At 62.4% G+C, this 16841-nt stretch carries 13 protein-coding genes; 7 read left to right on the forward strand and 6 right to left on the reverse strand.

Translation table 11 applies throughout. The annotated features are described in order from the left end of the window. Positions 1-270: 270 nt before the first annotated feature. From ileS to ACWGS9_RS26000, 3 genes are all read right to left on the reverse strand, one after another. A complete protein-coding gene (ileS, locus tag ACWGS9_RS25990; protein WP_454507945.1) occupies positions 271-3240 on the reverse strand; it encodes an isoleucine--tRNA ligase in 2970 nt (989 codons plus the stop codon). A gap of 306 nt (positions 3241-3546) precedes the next feature. Continuing rightward, the gene (locus ACWGS9_RS25995; protein WP_454507946.1) at positions 3547-4344 is read right to left on the reverse strand and encodes a MipA/OmpV family protein; all 798 of its coding nucleotides are present in this window, start codon (positions 4342-4344) and stop codon (positions 3547-3549) included. Between the two features lie 111 nt (positions 4345-4455). Further along, the gene (locus tag ACWGS9_RS26000; RefSeq protein ID WP_454507947.1) at positions 4456-5571 is read right to left on the reverse strand and encodes a glycosyltransferase family 4 protein; all 1116 of its coding nucleotides are present in this window, start codon (positions 5569-5571) and stop codon (positions 4456-4458) included. A gap of 161 nt (positions 5572-5732) precedes the next feature. Here ACWGS9_RS26000 and ACWGS9_RS26005 point away from each other — a divergent pair, with 161 nt between their 5' ends. From ACWGS9_RS26005 to ACWGS9_RS26020, 4 genes are all read left to right on the forward strand, one after another. After that, positions 5733-6731, forward strand: a complete 999-nt coding sequence (locus ACWGS9_RS26005) for a hypothetical protein (RefSeq protein ID WP_454507948.1) — start codon at positions 5733-5735, stop codon at positions 6729-6731. A 139-nt stretch (positions 6732-6870) separates the two neighbouring features. Then, on the forward strand, positions 6871-7821 hold the full coding sequence (locus ACWGS9_RS26010; protein ID WP_454507949.1) for a glycosyltransferase: 951 nt from the start codon (positions 6871-6873) through the stop codon (positions 7819-7821). Beyond that, a complete protein-coding gene (locus ACWGS9_RS26015; RefSeq protein ID WP_454507950.1) occupies positions 7821-9242 on the forward strand; it encodes a glycosyltransferase family 4 protein in 1422 nt (473 codons plus the stop codon). Before ACWGS9_RS26010 ends, ACWGS9_RS26015 begins: the two co-directional genes overlap by 1 nt. Positions 9243-9438: 196 nt before the next feature. After that, positions 9439-9993, forward strand: coding sequence for an HdeD family acid-resistance protein (locus tag ACWGS9_RS26020; RefSeq protein WP_454507951.1), 555 nt, complete (start codon positions 9439-9441; stop codon positions 9991-9993). Positions 9994-10246: 253 nt separating this feature from the next. Here the strand turns inward: ACWGS9_RS26020 and ACWGS9_RS26025 are convergent, their stop codons facing one another. Next, complete coding sequence (locus tag ACWGS9_RS26025; RefSeq protein WP_454507952.1) at positions 10247-11230, reverse strand: bifunctional riboflavin kinase/FAD synthetase; 984 nt, start codon at positions 11228-11230, stop codon at positions 10247-10249. Positions 11231-11262: 32 nt separating this feature from the next. Next, positions 11263-12111 (reverse strand): TIGR01459 family HAD-type hydrolase, encoded by an 849-nt coding sequence (locus ACWGS9_RS26030; RefSeq protein WP_454507953.1) that lies wholly within the window; start codon positions 12109-12111, stop codon positions 11263-11265. Between the two features lie 281 nt (positions 12112-12392). Between ACWGS9_RS26030 and ACWGS9_RS26035 the strand changes: the two genes are divergently transcribed. The 3 genes from ACWGS9_RS26035 (at position 12393) to ACWGS9_RS26045 (ending at position 15914) form a co-directional block, all read left to right on the forward strand. Then, on the forward strand, positions 12393-14294 hold the full coding sequence (locus ACWGS9_RS26035; protein WP_454507954.1) for a pilus assembly protein TadG-related protein: 1902 nt from the start codon (positions 12393-12395) through the stop codon (positions 14292-14294). A gap of 324 nt (positions 14295-14618) precedes the next feature. Continuing rightward, complete coding sequence (locus tag ACWGS9_RS26040) at positions 14619-15047, forward strand: YybH family protein (protein ID WP_454507955.1); 429 nt, start codon at positions 14619-14621, stop codon at positions 15045-15047. 234 nt (positions 15048-15281) lie between these two features. Next, positions 15282-15914: a LysE family translocator gene (locus ACWGS9_RS26045; protein ID WP_454507956.1), complete on the forward strand. Its 633-nt coding sequence runs from the start codon at positions 15282-15284 to the stop codon at positions 15912-15914. A gap of 72 nt (positions 15915-15986) precedes the next feature. Here ACWGS9_RS26045 and ACWGS9_RS26050 read toward each other — a convergent pair whose 3' ends face one another. Next, positions 15987-16811: a DUF2189 domain-containing protein gene (locus tag ACWGS9_RS26050; RefSeq protein WP_454507957.1), complete on the reverse strand. Its 825-nt coding sequence runs from the start codon at positions 16809-16811 to the stop codon at positions 15987-15989. Between the last annotated feature and the right edge of the window lie 30 nt (positions 16812-16841).

A 16841-nucleotide genomic window follows, 5' to 3' on the forward strand; every position in this document is an offset into this window, starting at 1 on the left:
CCACCGGCCAAGGGCACGGTCCCCTTCTTCCCCGCATTTGCGATGGAAATCCGGCGACAATTTGTCTGCCGGAGTGTCGCGTGTTTACCTCAACCACTTATTAAGGGCAACGCACGGGCGGATATGGGCTGCCCGGCGTGGTACTTTTGCACTTGTTTGATGGGCATGTCGTTAGCCCAAAACCGCTGCACACTTTTGGGCGACATGCACTTATTTGATGGGTGCATGTCTTTATCCCGAAACCGGTTCCCACTTTCGGGAGACATGCGCCTAGAAACGCCCAAGTGCCTTCAGCTCATGCAGCACGGCCGCGTCGCGGGCCGAGACATCCGGGAATTCCGGGTCCTGCCCGACATCGGCGGTGTAGCGCCAGGAGCGCGCGCATTTGACCAGCCCAAGATCCTCGGCTTTCTCTACCAGCACCGCCACGCCCTTGACGTCATCGAGGGTGAAGGCGCCTTCCGGCGCCTTGCCATGCTTGATGACGAGGTCGCTGGTGATAGCCATCTCGGCCATGTCGATATCGGCGATGGCCGCTTCCAGCGCCGCGTCGTCGAGCGTCACCGCCGGCACCGCCTCGAGTGACGAGCCGATCAGCTTCTCGGCGCGCGCGATCTCCAGCGCGCCGGTGATAACGCGGCGCACTTGCCTCACCTTGCGCCATTTCTCGGCCAGCGCCTCGTTGCGCCAGTTTTGCGGGATTGCCGGGAACTGATCAAGATGCACCGAGACCGCTTCCGGATGGCGGTCGAGCCAGGCTTCCTCGGCGGTGAAGGGCAGCATCGGCGCCAGCCATTTCACCAGGCATTCGAAAAGATGGCGCACCACCTGCACGGCCGCCCTGCGGCGCAGGCTCGACGGACCATCGCAGTAAAGCGCGTCCTTGCGGATGTCGAAATAGAAGGCCGAGAGCTCGACCACCATGAAATCCAGCAGCGCGCGGGTGATGCGCTTGAACTCGAACGCGTCGTAGCCATGGCGCACGACTTCGTCGAGCTCGGACAGCCGGTGCAGCATCAGCCGCTCCAGCTCCGGCATCGTCTCCACCGGCACATCCTTGCCGTCGTCATGCGCGAGCGTGCCCAGCATCCAGCGGATGGTGTTCCTGAGCTTGCGATAGGCGTCGATATTGGTCTGCAGCACGTTCTTGCCGAGCCGCTGATCTTCCCAATAATCGGTCGTCACCACCCAGAGCCGCAGGATATCGGCGCCGGACTGCTTGATGACGTCCTGCGGCACGACGGTGTTGCCGAGCGACTTCGACATCTTGCGGCCTTCTTCGTCCATGGTGAAGCCATGGGTGATGACCGCCTCGTAAGGCGCCCTGCCCCTGGTGCCGCAACTTTCGAGCAGCGAGGAATGGAACCAGCCCCGATGCTGATCCGAGCCCTCGAGATAGACGTCGGCCGGCCATTTGAGGTCCGGACGGTCTTCAAGCGTGAACACATGCGTCGAGCCGGAATCGAACCAGACGTCCAGGATATCCATCACCTGGTGCCATTTCGAAGCATCGTGATTGCCGAGGAAGCGCTCCTTGGCGCCGGGGGCGAACCAGGCATCGGCGCCCTCCTTATCGAAGGCGTCCATGATGCGCTGGTTGACCGCCTCGTCCTGCAGCACATTGCCGTCCTCGTCGGCAAAGACGGCAATCGGCACGCCCCAGGCGCGCTGGCGCGACAACACCCAGTCGGGGCGCTCCTCGATCATGGCGCGGATGCGGTTCTGGCCCGCAGCCGGCACGAAGCGGGTGTCGTCGATCGCCTTCAGCGCGCGGCTGCGCAAGGTCGTGCCGTCGCCGAGGTCCTTGTCCATATAGACGAACCACTGCGGCGTGTTGCGGAAGATGATCGGCTTCTTCGAGCGCCAGGAGTGCGGATAGCTGTGCTTCAGCCGGCCGCGCGCGAAGAGCGCGTTGCGCTTGATCAATTCCTCGATCACCACCTGGTTGGCATTGCCCTTCTTGCCGTTGTCGTCGATGACGCGCGCCGGCCCGCCCTCGCGGTCCGGACCAAAACCCGGCGCGTCCTTGGTGAAGAAGCCGGCATCGTCGACCGGGAAAGGGATTGCGGTGTCGACGCCACGCTTGAGCAGCTCGGCAACCGCGTCCATCCAGGCGTCGAAGTCCTCGCGGCCGTGGCTGGGCGCTGTGTGGACGAAGCCGGTGCCGGCATCGTCGGTGACATGCTCGCCGGCGACCATCGGCACCGGGAACTCATAACCGCCCGCGAGACCCTTGAAAGGATGCGAAAGCGTAAGGCTTGCAAGCTGTTCGGCCGAGACGCCGTGAAGCCTGTTCAACGTGACCTTGGCCTTGGCCGCGGACTCTTCCGCCAGCGCATCGGCAAAGATCAGCTTCTCGCCGGGCTGCGGGCCGAAAGCATTCTCGGCCGCCGTCACCTCATAGAGGCCATAGACGACGCGCGGCGAATAGCTGACGGCACGGTTGCCGGGGATGGTCCAGGGCGTGGTGGTCCAGATGACGACATGCGCCTCGACCAGGTCGAGCGCTGTCCCATCCAGCGCCGGCGCGGCGCCGGCGACCGGCTGCGCGAGGCTCGCGACCGGAAACTTCACCCAGATGGTATCGCTCTCATAGTCCTGGTATTCGACCTCCGCCTCGGCGAGCGCGGTGCGCTCGACAACGCTCCACATCACCGGCTTCGAGCCGCGATAGAGCTGGCCGGACATGGCGAATTTCAACAGCTCGCCGGCGATGCGCGACTCGGCGTGGTAAGCCATGGTCGTATAGGGATTGTCGAAATCGCCGATGACGCCAAGGCGCTGGAACTCTGAGCCCTGCACCTTGATCCAATGCGTGGCGAAGTCGCGGCATTCCCTGCGGAACTCGTTGACGGGCACCTCGTCCTTGTTCTTGCCCTTGGCGCGATACTGCTCCTCGATCTTCCATTCGATCGGCAGGCCGTGACAGTCCCAGCCAGGCACGTAATTGGCGTCGTAGCCGCGCATCTGGAAGGAACGGTTGATGACGTCCTTGAGGATCTTGTTCAGCGCATGGCCGATATGGATGTTGCCGTTTGCGTAGGGCGGGCCGTCATGCAGCACGAATTTCTCGCGGCCGGCGGCCTCCTCGCGCAGCTTCCTGTAGAGGTCCATGTCCTGCCAGCGCTTGACCAAGCCCGGCTCCTTCTCGGGCAGGCCGGCGCGCATCGGGAAATCCGTCTGGGGCAAATAAAGCGTTTTGGAATAGTCGATCGTCTCGGACGTAGGTGTATCGGTCATTGATCTGCCATCTCAGGGTGCCCGGCGGCGAAAAGCCCGGGCGTTGAAGTCTTTGCTCTCACGCATATCGTTTTCCCGAAACCGGTGCCACTTTGGGCAATATGCGTTGATGTTCTGGAACAGGCGCGAGTGGCGCGCGCGAAACTCCCGGCGGCTCCAGCGGCGCTCAGGCCACCCGGAACACCGGGCCCGTAATTCGTATCGCGATCGAAAAAAGGCGCGAAAAGCTCGTCATGGCGTGGCTTTTAGCGGATGGCGCGGCAGGAATAAAGCACGGATTTCAAGGCGTGGGGCCGCTTTTGCGGCCTACATCGTGAAATTGAAGCGGTATGTGGTCGACACACCGAAGGTCCACTGGTCACGGTTGCCCCGTTCCTTGACCAGGCTGGAATCGGCAGCCGGGCCCATCAGGCGCGAATATTCGGTGAAGACGCTCGCCGTCATCGGCTCGGTCACCTTCCAGGTGATCGCACCGCCGAGGCCCGTCGACTTCAGCCCGCCGCCCGGATGGTACTCGCTCAAGCCCGAAGCCGCCGCTTCCTTGGCGTTGACGCCGTAATAGGCGTCGAAATAGTCGGAAGAGGCGAAGGAGACGCGCGGACCGCCGGAAATGCGCACCGTCGGCGTGATGTCATAGAAGGCGTCCGCTGCGATGTCCGCGACGAAGCCGTTATGGGCACGAATGCCGTGCCGCAATTCCGCCCGCGCCCTCACCCAATCCAGCGGATAGAACTCGAAGAAGCCGCCCGCCTCACCGCCCCAGCGCACGGGATCGAGGCCCTTGAGCTCGTCCTTGCTCTCGCGCGAGAATATGAACTTGCCGGTGAGGCCGGCGCGCACGGAACCGTCATCGATCAGCGCCAGCGAAATGTTGTCGTTGCGCGAGGTGAAGCGCGCCTCGGGGCCGACCTTGCCGAGCGAGATGATCGGCTGGGCGCTGAACATATATTTCTTGCCGCCCTCGAAATTCGGCGCGACGAGGCCGGTGGCACCGAGCGTCAGGTACCAGTCGCCGGATATCCAGCTGCCTTCGCCCGCCTGGGCGACAGGCGCGGTGCACAGACCTACGGCGACGGCCAGCGGAATCTTCCCGACAATACGCATCGTCACCCCTTACGCGAAACACGCCGGCAACACCATCTGCCAGCACCCAAGCCATGCCGTGCGTTCGGTAAAATTTGACTTAAAGTCGTAACATCGGAACCGACAGGCGAACTAACCAACGCGCCGATTGCCGCGCGACGTCTCGATCAGATCGCAGGCAGTTTCCAGTCCACCGGTCAGCGGCGTTGACGCGCCATAGGCCAGGGCCGCCTGGTGCCATTCGGCACGGATCGCGGGGTTGCCGGCTTTCAGGACTGCCTGCCGCCAGATTTCGGGATCGTCGCGACTGGCCACAACCAGTCCCGCCCCGCTGGCTTCGACATATTTTGCATATCCGCAAGCGGCCGACGCAATGACCGGCAGGCCATTTGCGAGGGCCTCCAGGATCACTGTGCCCGTATTTTCCAGGCGCGCCGGATGCAGCATGAAATCGCTCGCAACCACAATCGCCGGGATGTCCTCCTGGATACCCACGAGGATGACCCGTTCCGACATGCCGGACTTGGCAATCAGACCGCGAAGCCGGGTTTCCTCCTCGCTGTCCTTTCGAAGACCGGCCACCAGCCAATGGATGTTCGAGAACGGCTGAAGGGCCTTTACCGCCCGGTCGAGACCCTTGACCTTCATTCTGTTGGCGATGGTCAAGGCAATGACGGCTTCGCGTGGAAGCCCGAAACGATCGCGGATTTCATTGCGATCGGCGGTCAGCAGCTCCGGTCTGCGGCGTTTCGGATCGAGCGTCGGGCCGACAACATGGATGCGCGATTCTTCCGTTCGCCAGAAATCGCGGTAAAGCGCCGCCTGGTGTTCGCTGAGCGCGATGATCTCCACGGCGTGGCCAGGAGCAAAGATCATCGATTCCAGCTTTTGCTGGCGAATGAAGCGGGGCGAAAACGGCCGCCACCATCCAAGCTTCGAGGCAAAATAAGGCGGGTCGCCGGCATAGTAGATATCCAGGCCCGCCATCTTGTTGAAACCTACCACGCAGTCGAAGTCTCGCCTGGCCGTCAGCAGGATCTTTCCCAGCGCATATTCGGTGCCCGGATTGGAGATAACGCGCGCCGGTTGGACTTTTATCGTCGCCGAGCTCTCGACATGACCGACCTGGCGTGTCGTCAGGATTGTGACGGAATGGCCGCGCCTGACCAGTCGGTCGCTGATATTGAGACAATCCCTTTGCAGACCTCCATTCATAAAGAGGGCAGAGATCGCGCAGCAGATTCTCATCGCATTTTCCGGAGCGCCCTCTTACTCAAGTCGGATCGACGAAGAGACACTCCGGGTGCGCTCCAGACCTCTCCGCTCAAACAAACAAAGCAGGGCGCTTAAATGTTGATCGTGTTGAAAACACGAATATGCGGTATATAGCCCGTTATCAAGAGACTTGAATGCTGTCGCGTTCGAGTTCTTTCCCCCAAAGCCAGCTGGAGCGCGCTGATGAAGATTCCTCGGGTCGATCGCGGCTGCAAAGCCAGGCTGGACTGAAAGCCGCCGTACCCGTGCCAAAGGCCCTGCGCGAATACGACTGGCGGCAATGGCTGAGGCTGCAGCCGCCGATACATGCCATCAAGACCGCCCGTTACCGGAAGATCGACCGGAGGTTCCTGGGCCAGCCGGTCAGGGATGGCGACATCCCGGACATCCGCGATGCCGCCCGGGGTCGCCATGTCCTGCTTACTATCGCGTTCGGCGATGCCCAGTGCCTGGATCTGCAGTTGCGGCTGACCGGAGGCCTTGTTCGCCACGATCTCCACATCGTGGCCGACAACAGCGTCAGCGAAGCTTGCGCACGCGAGAACAGGCAGGTATGCGCGGCCCGAGGCGCCGCCTATGTCAGGCTGCCGGCCAATCCCTGGACCGTGAAAAATCCGAGCCGGTCCCACGGCGCGGCGCTCAACTGGATGTGGCGCAATGTTCTAAAGCCCGCCGCGCCGGCCGCGTTCGGATTTCTGGACCAGGATCTCTTTCCGACGCAGCCATGCAATCCCTTCGAACCTCTTGAAGACGTGGCGTTTTACGGCGACCTCCGCCGGGCGGGTGCGCGATGGTATTTGTGGGCGGGCTATTGTTTCTTTCGATTCGACGCCGTCGGCCGCAAGCCTCTCGATTTCGGGCTCGACTGGTTCGCCGGCCTCGATACCGGGGGGGCCAACTGGGAGGTGCTGTATCGGGATGTGGACCCGAACGCAGTGCCGCAACGGCCGATAACCGCATTCGCGGCCTTGCCCGGAATTGAACTCAGGCAGGCCTATTGCGAATGGCGGGGAAGCTGGCTTCATGAGGTCGGCCTCGACGGCGACCTCTCGTTGAAGGCGAAAAAGCGCGAGGCGGTTCTACGCTTGCTCGAGCCCGCCCTTCAGGCCTCGCTCAGGTCGGCGCGACAATGAGATTGACAGTCGACACAATGATCGAACTCTGGGATGGAACTTTGGGTCCAGGCCGCAACCACCCCGTACCCAAATCGGATTCAACGGTCGTTCGGTCATGCCCGATAATCGCAAGGAAGTTCTATTGCCGACAGTAAGTGTGATCATTCCGGTGAGAGACGGCGCGCAGTATGTCGGCGAAGCCCTGCAAAGCATCCTGGACCAGGATCTGGCCGATATCGAAGTCATCGTCGTCGACGATGGCTCTTCGGACGATAGCGCCGCGATCGCGACGTCGCTCGGCGACCGCGATGGCCGCGTCAAAATTGTCGCCAATCGCGGCAAGGGGATCGTCGACGCGCTCAACATGGGGATTTCGCTCGCGCGGGCCCCTCTCGTGGCGCGCATGGATTGCGACGATGTCTCGCTGCCCGACAGATTGCGCCTGCAGGTGGCGTGTTTCGACGCGGATGCCGACTTGCAGTTGCTCGGTACGGCGGGATTGCAGATCGACCGGGGCGGAAAGCCGTTGAGGCCGATGGACGTTCCCATCGGCAACGAACAGTTGCGAGATGCGCTTGCCAGATACAATCCCATGCTTCATCCGACGGTGATGTTCCGGACCGAGGCCGTTCGGCGCGTGGGAGGCTATCGTCGCGCATTCACCTATGCCGAGGACTACGATCTGTGGCTGCGGCTTTCCGAGACAGGAAAATTGGCCAATATGGATGCGCGGCTGGTCAAATTGCGTTCGCACCCCGGGCAGGTATCGCGCATGAAGGAGGATCAGCAAAAGGCGGCCGCGGCACTGGCCAGACTGTCGGCGCTGTTGCGTCGCTCCCGCGCCGAGCCGTTCGACGCAAACGGCCAACCCGCGCAGGCCATCGGAGCCTTTCTGGCATGGCGCGCCGCCACGGGGGTCGCTGTCTCCGGCCTGGAAAGACGCGACATCGAATTGCTGTTGCGGACCGCGGGCATACCCCTGGCCATCACCTGCAAGCTGCTGTTCCTCGCGGCTGTCGGCGCGCCCTCTTTCAGGACGCTCGCGCTCGGACCTCGACTGGCCTGGCGCAGGATGATCGCGCGCCCCGCAAAAATGCGGCCGAACTGATGCGGCGGCTTGTCGTCGATCTCACGAGCATGGCGCGCTGGCTTGGCCCCCCGGTCGGTCTGGTCCGGGTGCAACGCCGCTACACGGCGGCGGCGGCGGCGTTCAAGACGTCCGAGGTAGCGTTCACGGTATTCGACCCGATCGACCGGGTCCTCCGGCAGGTCTCGCCGCAAATGGCGGCGGAAATCATCGCCGGAGACGTCTTATGCGACATGCATTTTTATCCGGACCCGGCCCGCATCAAGATGCGGTTTTACGATCGCTGGCCGAACTGGGCGCGGCAGTTGCTGATGGCGATCATAAGACCGCGCCGGATCCTGATAACGGAAATCGGCGCGTTCAGCCGGTGCAATCCCGGCAGCAGTCTTCTTCCTTTGCTTGAGCGGATCGAAAACCGGCTGATGAAGGCAAACGAGCGGCGGCTGGTTGCTCGCGACGACGGTTCACGCGTTCGGATCGTGCCGCTGCGGACTGTGGCCGGCAACAAATACGACCTGGCGCCCGGCGACCATCTGCTTTTGATGAACAATGACTGGGCGCACACCGATATCGAGGTAATTTCGCGCGAGTGCCGCTCGGCCGGCGCAAAACTGATCGTGCTGCTGAACGACATCATCCCGATCCAGTTTCCCGATTGGTACAAGCCGCATGACGTCAGGAGATTCACGGACTATGTGAATTTGGCGATCAGACTGGCGGACCGCTTCATCCTGACGTCGAAGCGTGTCACCGCTGATGTCGAGGAGCATGCCGCCAGGCTCGGCATCCACTTGCCGGCGTTGAAACATGTCCCGCTCGGCTGCGACAGTGCCCGCAAATCGAAGGCGGACGGCCGTCTGCCGGACGGACTTGAGACGGGTCGCTATATCCTGTTCGTTTCCACCATCGAACCGCGCAAGAACCATTCGCTGCTTATGGACGTCTGGCGGCGCCTCGTTCTGGACGGAACGGTCGCGCATGGCGGCATGAAGCTGGTTTTCGTCGGACGCGGCGGCTGGATGGTCGACGGCATCCTGGCGAAGCTCCACAGCCATCCCGACTATGGCAAGAGCCTCATCCATCTCGACAATGTCGACGATGGGACGTTGTCCCTCCTCTACCGGAACAGCGCGTTCTGCGTGTACCCGTCGCTCTATGAGGGATATGGGCTGCCGCCCGTCGAGGCGCTGGCTTACGGAAAGGCTCTGATCGCCTCGACGGGCGGAGCCATCGCCGAAGTCGTCGGTCCGCTGGGGCTCTGCCTTGATCCACTCGACGTCGAAGGATGGGAAGACGCCATGCGGCGGTGGATCGCCTCGCCCGAGGCCCGCGCGTCGTATGAGGCGAAGGCGGGCGAATTCGTGGCGCGAAGCTGGGAGCAGGCTGGCCGGGAGACGCTGGAGGCGGCGCTTGCGCCGTTCGCCGGCGAAGTCCGGCCCTGACGACACTCAAGGCTGCCGCATGCCCGCCGACGGCTTCAACCGTCCGCAGCCGACCAGGGCGATCGACCGGCAAATAGCCAGCTAACGGCGGCGGTCCCAGCGCTTCGCACCGACGCCCTGCTCGCTGGACGCACGCGGCCATCGGGACTACGCTTCTTTCGACCGCAAGTTGCGCGGCGATCCGAGGGAGAAACACATGACTTTGCAAGGTGGCGCCTTGAAAGACGCAATCGGCCAGACGCGGGACAAATGGGGATGGTTCGTGGCGCTCGGCGTGCTGCTGCTGATCTTCGGCGGCATCGCCTTCGGCAATCTGTTCATCGCCACGGTGGCCTCGGTCTATGTGGTCGGCTGGCTGATGCTGATGGCCGGCGTCATCGAGATCATCCATGCCTTCGGCGTCAAGACATGGGGACGGTTCTTCTACTGGCTGCTGAGCGGCCTGCTCTACGCGGTCGCAGGCTTCTTCGCGTTCGACAACCCGCTGCTTGCTTCGGCGGTGCTGACGCTGCTGCTCGCGATCGCGCTTGTCGCCTCGGGACTGCTGAGAGCCTGGGTCGCCTTCAATCACCGGCCGGAGCAAGGCTGGGGCTGGCTCCTCGTTGCAGGCATCATCACCATCCTGCTCGGGCTGATGATCGCCATGGGCTGGCCGGTCAACAGCCTGTGGGTGCTCGGCATGTTCCTGGCGATAGACCTGATCTTCCAGGGCTGGAGCTTTATTGCCATCGGGCTGGCACTGAAGCGGTAGAAGCAAAAGGACGATCTAACAGGCTGCTGAAAAACGTTTTTGGTCCGGCCGACTCTTGGCTTTGATTCTGTTTTGTTCGCTTTTCGATTCTCGTTTGGACTCCAATTCCGACTTGCTTGGCAGTCGGTGCACGACTTTTTCAGCAACCTGCTAAAGCGCGTCGCGCTGAAACGGCTTCAGGCGACGCGCTTTAAGTCCCGGTTTTTATGCATGTCGTTGTCCCAGAACCGCGTACATTTCTGGGCGACATGCATTAGAACGCGATTTCGGCGTCCAGCTGCGAGAGCGGGCGCACGCCCGCCAGCAGCGCCCTCGCCTCGGCCTCGTCCTTTTTCATCTGCGCCACCAGCGCGTCAAGGCCGTCGAATTTGAGCTCCGGGCGCAGGAAGCCGAAGAACGACACCTCGCAGGTCTCGCCATAGAGATCGCCGGAGAAATCGAAGACGTAAGTCTCGAGCAGCGGCGCGCCATTGTCGTCGACGGTCGGGCGGCGGCCGAAGCTCGCGACGCCATCATGAAGCGTGCCGTCGGCGCGACGGAAGCGGACGGCGTAGATCCCTTCCTTCAAGGCTGCTTCCGGCGAAAGCCGCATATTGGCGGTGGGAAAACCCAGCGTGCGGCCAAGCTGCTGGCCGCCGATCACGTCGGCCTCGACGGTGAAGCGGTAGCCGAGCAGGCCGGCGGCCTCCTCCACCTTGCCCTCGGCCAGCAGCCCCCGGATGCGGCTCGACGAGACCACCTCGGCGCCTTCATCGCGGAAGGCGTCGACCAGCGTCACGCCGAAGCCGTGCCGTTCACCCGCCGCCATCAGAAAAGCCGGACCGCCCTGGCGGTCCTTGCCGAAATGAAAGTCGAAACCGGTGACCGCGTGGTGGATGCCGAGATTCTTCTCCAGCACATCGGTCACGAAAGCCTCGGCGGAGAGCGAGGCAAAATCGCGCGTGAACGGCTGTTCGACCAGGGCGGCAAAGCCAAGCCCGGCGAGCAGCCGCGCCTTCATCGGCGGCGGCGTCAGCACGAAGAGCGGCACCTCCGGGCGGAACACCTTGCGCGGGTGCGGTTCGAAAGTAAGCACCAAAGCGGGCACGCCGTCGCGTCGGGCTTCAGCCAGCGCGCGCTCCAGCACGGACTGGTGGCCGCGATGGACGCCGTCGAAATTGCCGATCGCCACGACGCCGCCGCGCAGATGCGCGGGCAGCGGCGCGACCGCGGAAAGACGTTCGAAGGCTTGCGTCATGTCGAGGCGCCCGTCATGGTCAGACTACCAACCTATTGCAGACGCGGGATGACGGCGACCGGCCGGTAGCCGTGCTTTTCGAGAAAGCCCGCCAGCCGCGCGGGATCGTCGCCATGCTCACGCGCGTGGATGCCGCCCGAGACATAGAGCACGTCAAAGCCGTTGTCGGCCGCGCCCTTGACATCGGTCATCATGCCGTCGCCGATGGCGAGAACCTCGCTTCGCTCGACGGCGCGGCCGAGCAATCCGGCGACCTCCTCCATGGCGACATCATAGATCGGCGCGAAAGGCTTGCCGGCAATCAGCGTGCGGCCGCCCAGTTGTGCGTAATCTCGCGCGAGCGCGCCGGCGCACCAGATGGTGCGCTCGCCGCGCTCGACCAGTATATCCGGATTGGCGCAGATGAACGGCAGATTGCGGGCACGCAGCCGCCGCAGCAGCCCGGCATAGTCGGCGGGCTTTTCCACCTCGTCGTCATAGAGCCCCGTGCAGACGATGCCGGCGGCCTCGAATTCCTCGACGAGATCGACGTCGAGCCCATCATAGAGTGTGAAATCGCGGTCGGGGCCGATATGGAAAATCTTCCTCGGGCCATCGGCGATCAGGTCGCGCGTCACGTCGCCGGAGGTAACGACCCGGTCACAGGCATCGGCGGGAACACCGATGACCTTCATCTGGGCAACGACGTCGGCGCTGCGACGCGGCGAATTGGTGATCAGCACGACAGGCACATCGGACGCGCGCGCCCGGGCGAGAGCGGCGGCGGCGGCCGGAAAATGCCATTCGCCATTGTGCACGACGCCCCATACGTCGCACAGGATGGCGGCGTAGCGCCCCGCAAGATCGTCGAGCGAAGCGATGATGTCAGGCGAATCCGCCATGCCGTGTCCCTGATTTTGATCTCTGGCAAGGCCGCGGCAGCGGGTCCGCCACGGCCGGTCCCGCATAACCGAAGCCTTTCATCCTGTCACGAGCTTTCCCGATCCCCGCACCGAGCCGTGATATCGCCCACCCGGAAGCACAGGGTTAATGCGCCGTCAAAAACGCGGTGCGTTCTTGATTGTTTCGCGCAAGCTGAAATTTAACGATTTACGACCATCGTAGCAGGGTGACTACGACCATCGTCGTATATCAACATGGGTCCTTGGCGGGGGTAAGTGCAATGATCCGCGATTTTTTTCACGATAGGCGGGGAAACTACGCCTTGATGACGGTCATCACGATGATACCGTTGATGGGCGCCGTGGCGCTGGCGGTCGACTATACCGAGCTGGTGCGGGAGCGGCAGCAGACGCTGAACGCACTGGATGCAGCCGGCATCGCGACGGCGCAGCAAATCGTCGCCGGCGCCAGCGACGCCGATGCCAAAGCCTATGCCAAGACATTCTTCGAGGCCAATCTCAGGCACGTTCTCCCTGCGAACACGACGCTGACCGTCACCTTGCCGAGCAACAATGCGGGCGGCGGCGCGCTGGTTCTCGAGGCCGCTGTGACGTACCGGCCCTATTTCCTGCCGGCCGCGGTCGCGCTGCTTGGCGGAACCCCGGGCCAGACGAACATCAGCTTCTCGGCCAGATCTGAAATCCGCCTCAAGAACACCTTGGAAGTGGCGCTGGTGCTCGACAATTCGGGCTCGATGACCGATATCAGCGTCTCGAACCAGGTGCGGTTCGACCTGTTAAAGGGCGCGGCCAAGCAGCTTGTCGATCAGCTTGCCGGCCAGGCGCAACTGATGAAGCAGGTCTCCAAGCCGGTTCAGTTCAGCCTGGTTCCCTTCGCTGCCTCTGTCAATGTCGGTGCAAGTAACGAAGCAGCAAGCTGGATGGATACGAAGGGCATCTCCCCTATCCATCATGAAAATTTCGACTGGACAACAATGAGCCAGATGGGGTCGCCATGGGGGTCGACCAAATACGCGGAGAAGGTTGGCGACGCCTGGTACGCACGCGGAACCGGCTGGGATGCGAGCCAGAAGGATCGGGAACTGACGCGCACTTCGCTCTACAAGCAGATGCAGCGTGTAGCGACCACCACCTCCACGACATCATGTACGGGCACAGGCAGGAACAAAGTCTGCACAACAACGACGACGCCCGCAAGTTATGCCAGCGTCGCCGGTTGGGGTGGCTGCGTTGAATCACGGCCGTATCCCTACAACATTCAGGATACTCCAGCCTCGACGTCGAATCCCGCGACGTTGTTCGTCCCGATGTTCGCTCCGGACGAAACCGACAACAACGACAGATCTTCGCGGCCCGCCTACAGCAATTGGCATGCCGATGTATCGCCGGGCACGGACGCGGAGCGGCAGCGCTACATGCCGAAGTATTTCATTACGGGTACCGCCGTCACCCCGGCCTACGGGATGAATGAGGGACCGAATACAAGCTGCAGCACCACCGCGATCATGCCGCTCACCGACGTATCGACCACCGCGGGCGCAACGTCGGTCAAGACGGCGATCAATGCCATGGCCGCCAGCGGCGCCACCAATGTGCCGGAAGGCATGGCCTGGGGCTGGAGAACCCTTTCCAGCGCATCGCCATTTACTGAGGGCCGCCCTGAAACTGAAAAAGGCAATGACAAGGTTTTGATCGTCCTGACGGACGGCGCCAATACCTACTACACACCAAACTCGCTCAGATACAATGACCTGGCGGGTGCCAAATCTACTTATTCCGCACTGGGTTATTTGAAGCCTTACAACACTACCTACAGCTATGGCCGCCCGTTCCTCGGCACCAGCAGCAATGTCAGCAAGACCGACTATTCGAACGCCAACTACACCAAGGCCATGAACGAGCACTTCGCCACGCTGTGCAACAATGCCAAGGCCGCCAACATCATCGTCATGACCATCGCGCTCGACCTCGATTCCAGGAACACTGCCGAGGCAGCGCAGATGGCAGCCTTGAAGACCTGCTCGTCCGACTCGCGTTTCCGCAAGGATGCGACCGACCCCAGCAAGCCTAAGAAACTGTTCTGGAATTCGACCGGCGCGACGCTGTCGGACGACTTCAGGGAAATCGGCAACGAACTGTCGAACCTGCGCATCGTCAGTTGATCCGAAGAAGAGCCGCTTGCCTGAGATGCGCAGATTCTGGCATCAATTCTGCCGTGACCGCCGCGCCGACTATGCCCTCGTGACGGCATCAGATAGCGATGCGCACAAGCCAATCCAGATCGAGTTGTGCTCGCAGGTGCGGCTGAAGAACACGCTGGACGTGGCGCTTTCGGGCAATTTCAAGGAATCGCCAACGAGCTGTCGAACCTGCGGGTGGTGGGGTAGGCACATAGACGGATGCCGGCGCAACAAGAAGTGAAAAGGCAGGACTAGGGGCTGATTTTCAGATAGTTTCCTCTTGTCTGTCGTCTGAGGGATGCTGAGATGTTGGCCGACCTCGCGAAACTGATCGAGCAGGATCATTTAGCCGTTGATGCCTTCGTCAAGGGCGACCCCGAGCCTTTGAAAAGTCTCTATTCACAACGCGATGACGTCGTCATCGCCAATCCATTCGGCCCACCGGCCAAAGGATGGAGGAAAGCTGCCGAAACGATGGATCGTGCCGCTACCAACTACCGGGACGGCGAGGTTATCGGCTTTGAGCGCATTTCCGAGTACGCAACGAAGGATTTGGGTTACATCATTGAGATCGAGCGGGTCCGATCCAAGGTCGGCGGCAGCGACAAACTGGTGCCGATAGCACTTCGAACCACGACTATATTTCGGCGCGAGGAAGGCGCCTGGAAGATCGTCCTTCGCCATGCCGATCCTATAGTCTCGCCTCGTCCGGCGGCCTCGGTCGTCGGTGAGTAGAAGGCTGCCAACGCCTGGAGACGACATCCTCCGTTTGCAGCCGCGCAGCGCAGCGACGTCCATATGGACGTGGCCAAGGAAGCAGGCCGAGACTGCCCACCACCTGAGGACATCTGCCCGCTCTGGCGCAAAGGCCGGCGCCGGCAAGCCCTTGTGCGCGTTCGCGGCACAAGGCACAAGTCGGATGCTCGCCGGCATCGGACCGTCCGTGCCGCAGGGGCTGGAGATCAAGCCGTGCCCGACGCCGCCAACCATCTGACCTTCGCGCTGATCTGCCTTGGCATGGTGCTTACACCCGGGCCGAACATGATCTACCTGATCTCGCGCTCGCTGTCGCAAGGACCGAGGGCCGGGCTGATCTCGCTTGGCGGCGTGGCGCTGGGCTTCCTGTTCTATGTGATGTCGGCAGCCTTCGGCATCACCGCGCTCATCTTCGCCGTGCCTTATGCTTACGATGCACTGCGCTTCGCCGGCGCGATCTATCTTTTGTGGCTGGCCTGGCAGGCGCTCAAGCCCGGCGGACGCTCGCCGTTCCAGGTGCGCGCGTTGCCACGGGACAGGCCGCGCAAGCTTTTCGTGATGGGCCTGATGACCAACCTGCTCAATCCGAAGGTAGCCGTGCTCTATCTCTCGCTGCTGCCGCAGTTCATCAATCCGGCCAAGGGCCATGTTCTGTCGCAGCTTCTGGTGCTCGGCGTGACGCAGATCTCGATCAGCCTCACCGTCAACGCCATCATCGCGGTGACGGCCGGTTCGATCGCCACCTTCCTCGCCGGACGGCCGTTCTGGCTGGTTGTCCAGCGTTGGATGATGGGCACTGTGCTGACGGCGCTGGCGCTGAAGATGGCGACCGAGGCGCAGCGCTAGGGTGCATTGATATTCAGGTGAGGCCGGCCTGACCTGAAACTCAAAGCACCCTAGAAGCGAGCCCTCACAATCCTACATCGGACGGCGTACGGGCCGGACCTGCTCCGGTTCGACCACCTTGCGATAAAGATGCCAGGTCGCGTGGCCGAGGATCGGCATGACGACGGCAAGCCCGGCAAACAGCGGGATCGAGCCGACCACCAGCAATACCGCGACGGTCAGGCCCCAGAGCGCCATCGTCACTGGGTTGGCCATTACCGCGCGGGCCGAGGTTTCGATCGCCGAGACGGCGCCGACATCGCGGTCGAGCAGGAGCGGGAAGGCGACGACCGTGGTGGCCAAAACGACAACGGCGAAAACGAAGCCGACGGCGTTGCCGACGAGGATCAGCGTCCAGCCTTTGCCGGTCGTCAGCACGTCGCGCACAAAGGCGCCGACCGAAGCGGGCGGCTCGGCGCCGAACAGGCTGGTGTAGAGCGACTGCGCGGTGAACAGCCAGAGCAGGAACAGCGCGAAGAGCAGGATGCCTATGACCGCGATCGACGGCAGCGCCGGCGAATGGCGAACATCGAGCGCATGCCGCCAGTCGGTGTTCATGCCGAGCTCGCGCCGGCGGCTGATCTCATAGAGGCCGATGGCAGCGAACGGACCGATGAGCGCGAAACCGGACATCAGCGGATAGACGAGCTGTATGGCGTTCGAACCCGAGGTCCACCGCGTCAGGATCAGGCCGACGATCGGGTAGATCAGGCACAGGAACACATAATGCGAGGGCTTGGCCCAGAAATCCTCGGCGCCAAGCTTCAGCGCATCCCAAAGATCCGAGGTGGAGATACGGCGCACCGTGGGCTGCGCATGCATCCCGTGCGCGTCCGTCATGACATGAAAACCGGCCATAACCGTCCTCCGTTTGTCAGTGCATGAGCC

The organism is Mesorhizobium sp. Arg314 (genome assembly GCF_053714275.1).

Coding starts and splice junctions, on each gene's coding strand:
- ACWGS9_RS26015 (WP_454507950.1), top strand. CDS start 7,821: ATGCGGCGGCTTGTCGTCGATCTCACGAGCATGGCGCGCTGGCTTGGC.
- ACWGS9_RS26020 (WP_454507951.1), top strand. CDS start 9,439: ATGACTTTGCAAGGTGGCGCCTTGAAAGACGCAATCGGCCAGACGCGG.
- ACWGS9_RS26040 (WP_454507955.1), top strand. CDS start 14,619: ATGTTGGCCGACCTCGCGAAACTGATCGAGCAGGATCATTTAGCCGTT.
- ACWGS9_RS26030 (WP_454507953.1), bottom strand. CDS start 12,111: ATGGCGGATTCGCCTGACATCATCGCTTCGCTCGACGATCTTGCGGGG.
- ACWGS9_RS26025 (WP_454507952.1), bottom strand. CDS start 11,230: ATGACGCAAGCCTTCGAACGTCTTTCCGCGGTCGCGCCGCTGCCCGCG.
- ACWGS9_RS26050 (WP_454507957.1), bottom strand. CDS start 16,811: ATGGCCGGTTTTCATGTCATGACGGACGCGCACGGGATGCATGCGCAG.
- ACWGS9_RS25995 (WP_454507946.1), bottom strand. CDS start 4,344: ATGCGTATTGTCGGGAAGATTCCGCTGGCCGTCGCCGTAGGTCTGTGC.
- ACWGS9_RS26035 (WP_454507954.1), top strand. CDS start 12,393: ATGATCCGCGATTTTTTTCACGATAGGCGGGGAAACTACGCCTTGATG.
- ACWGS9_RS26000 (WP_454507947.1), bottom strand. CDS start 5,571: ATGAGAATCTGCTGCGCGATCTCTGCCCTCTTTATGAATGGAGGTCTG.
- ACWGS9_RS26005 (WP_454507948.1), top strand. CDS start 5,733: ATGCTGTCGCGTTCGAGTTCTTTCCCCCAAAGCCAGCTGGAGCGCGCT.
- ileS (WP_454507945.1), bottom strand. CDS start 3,240: ATGACCGATACACCTACGTCCGAGACGATCGACTATTCCAAAACGCTT.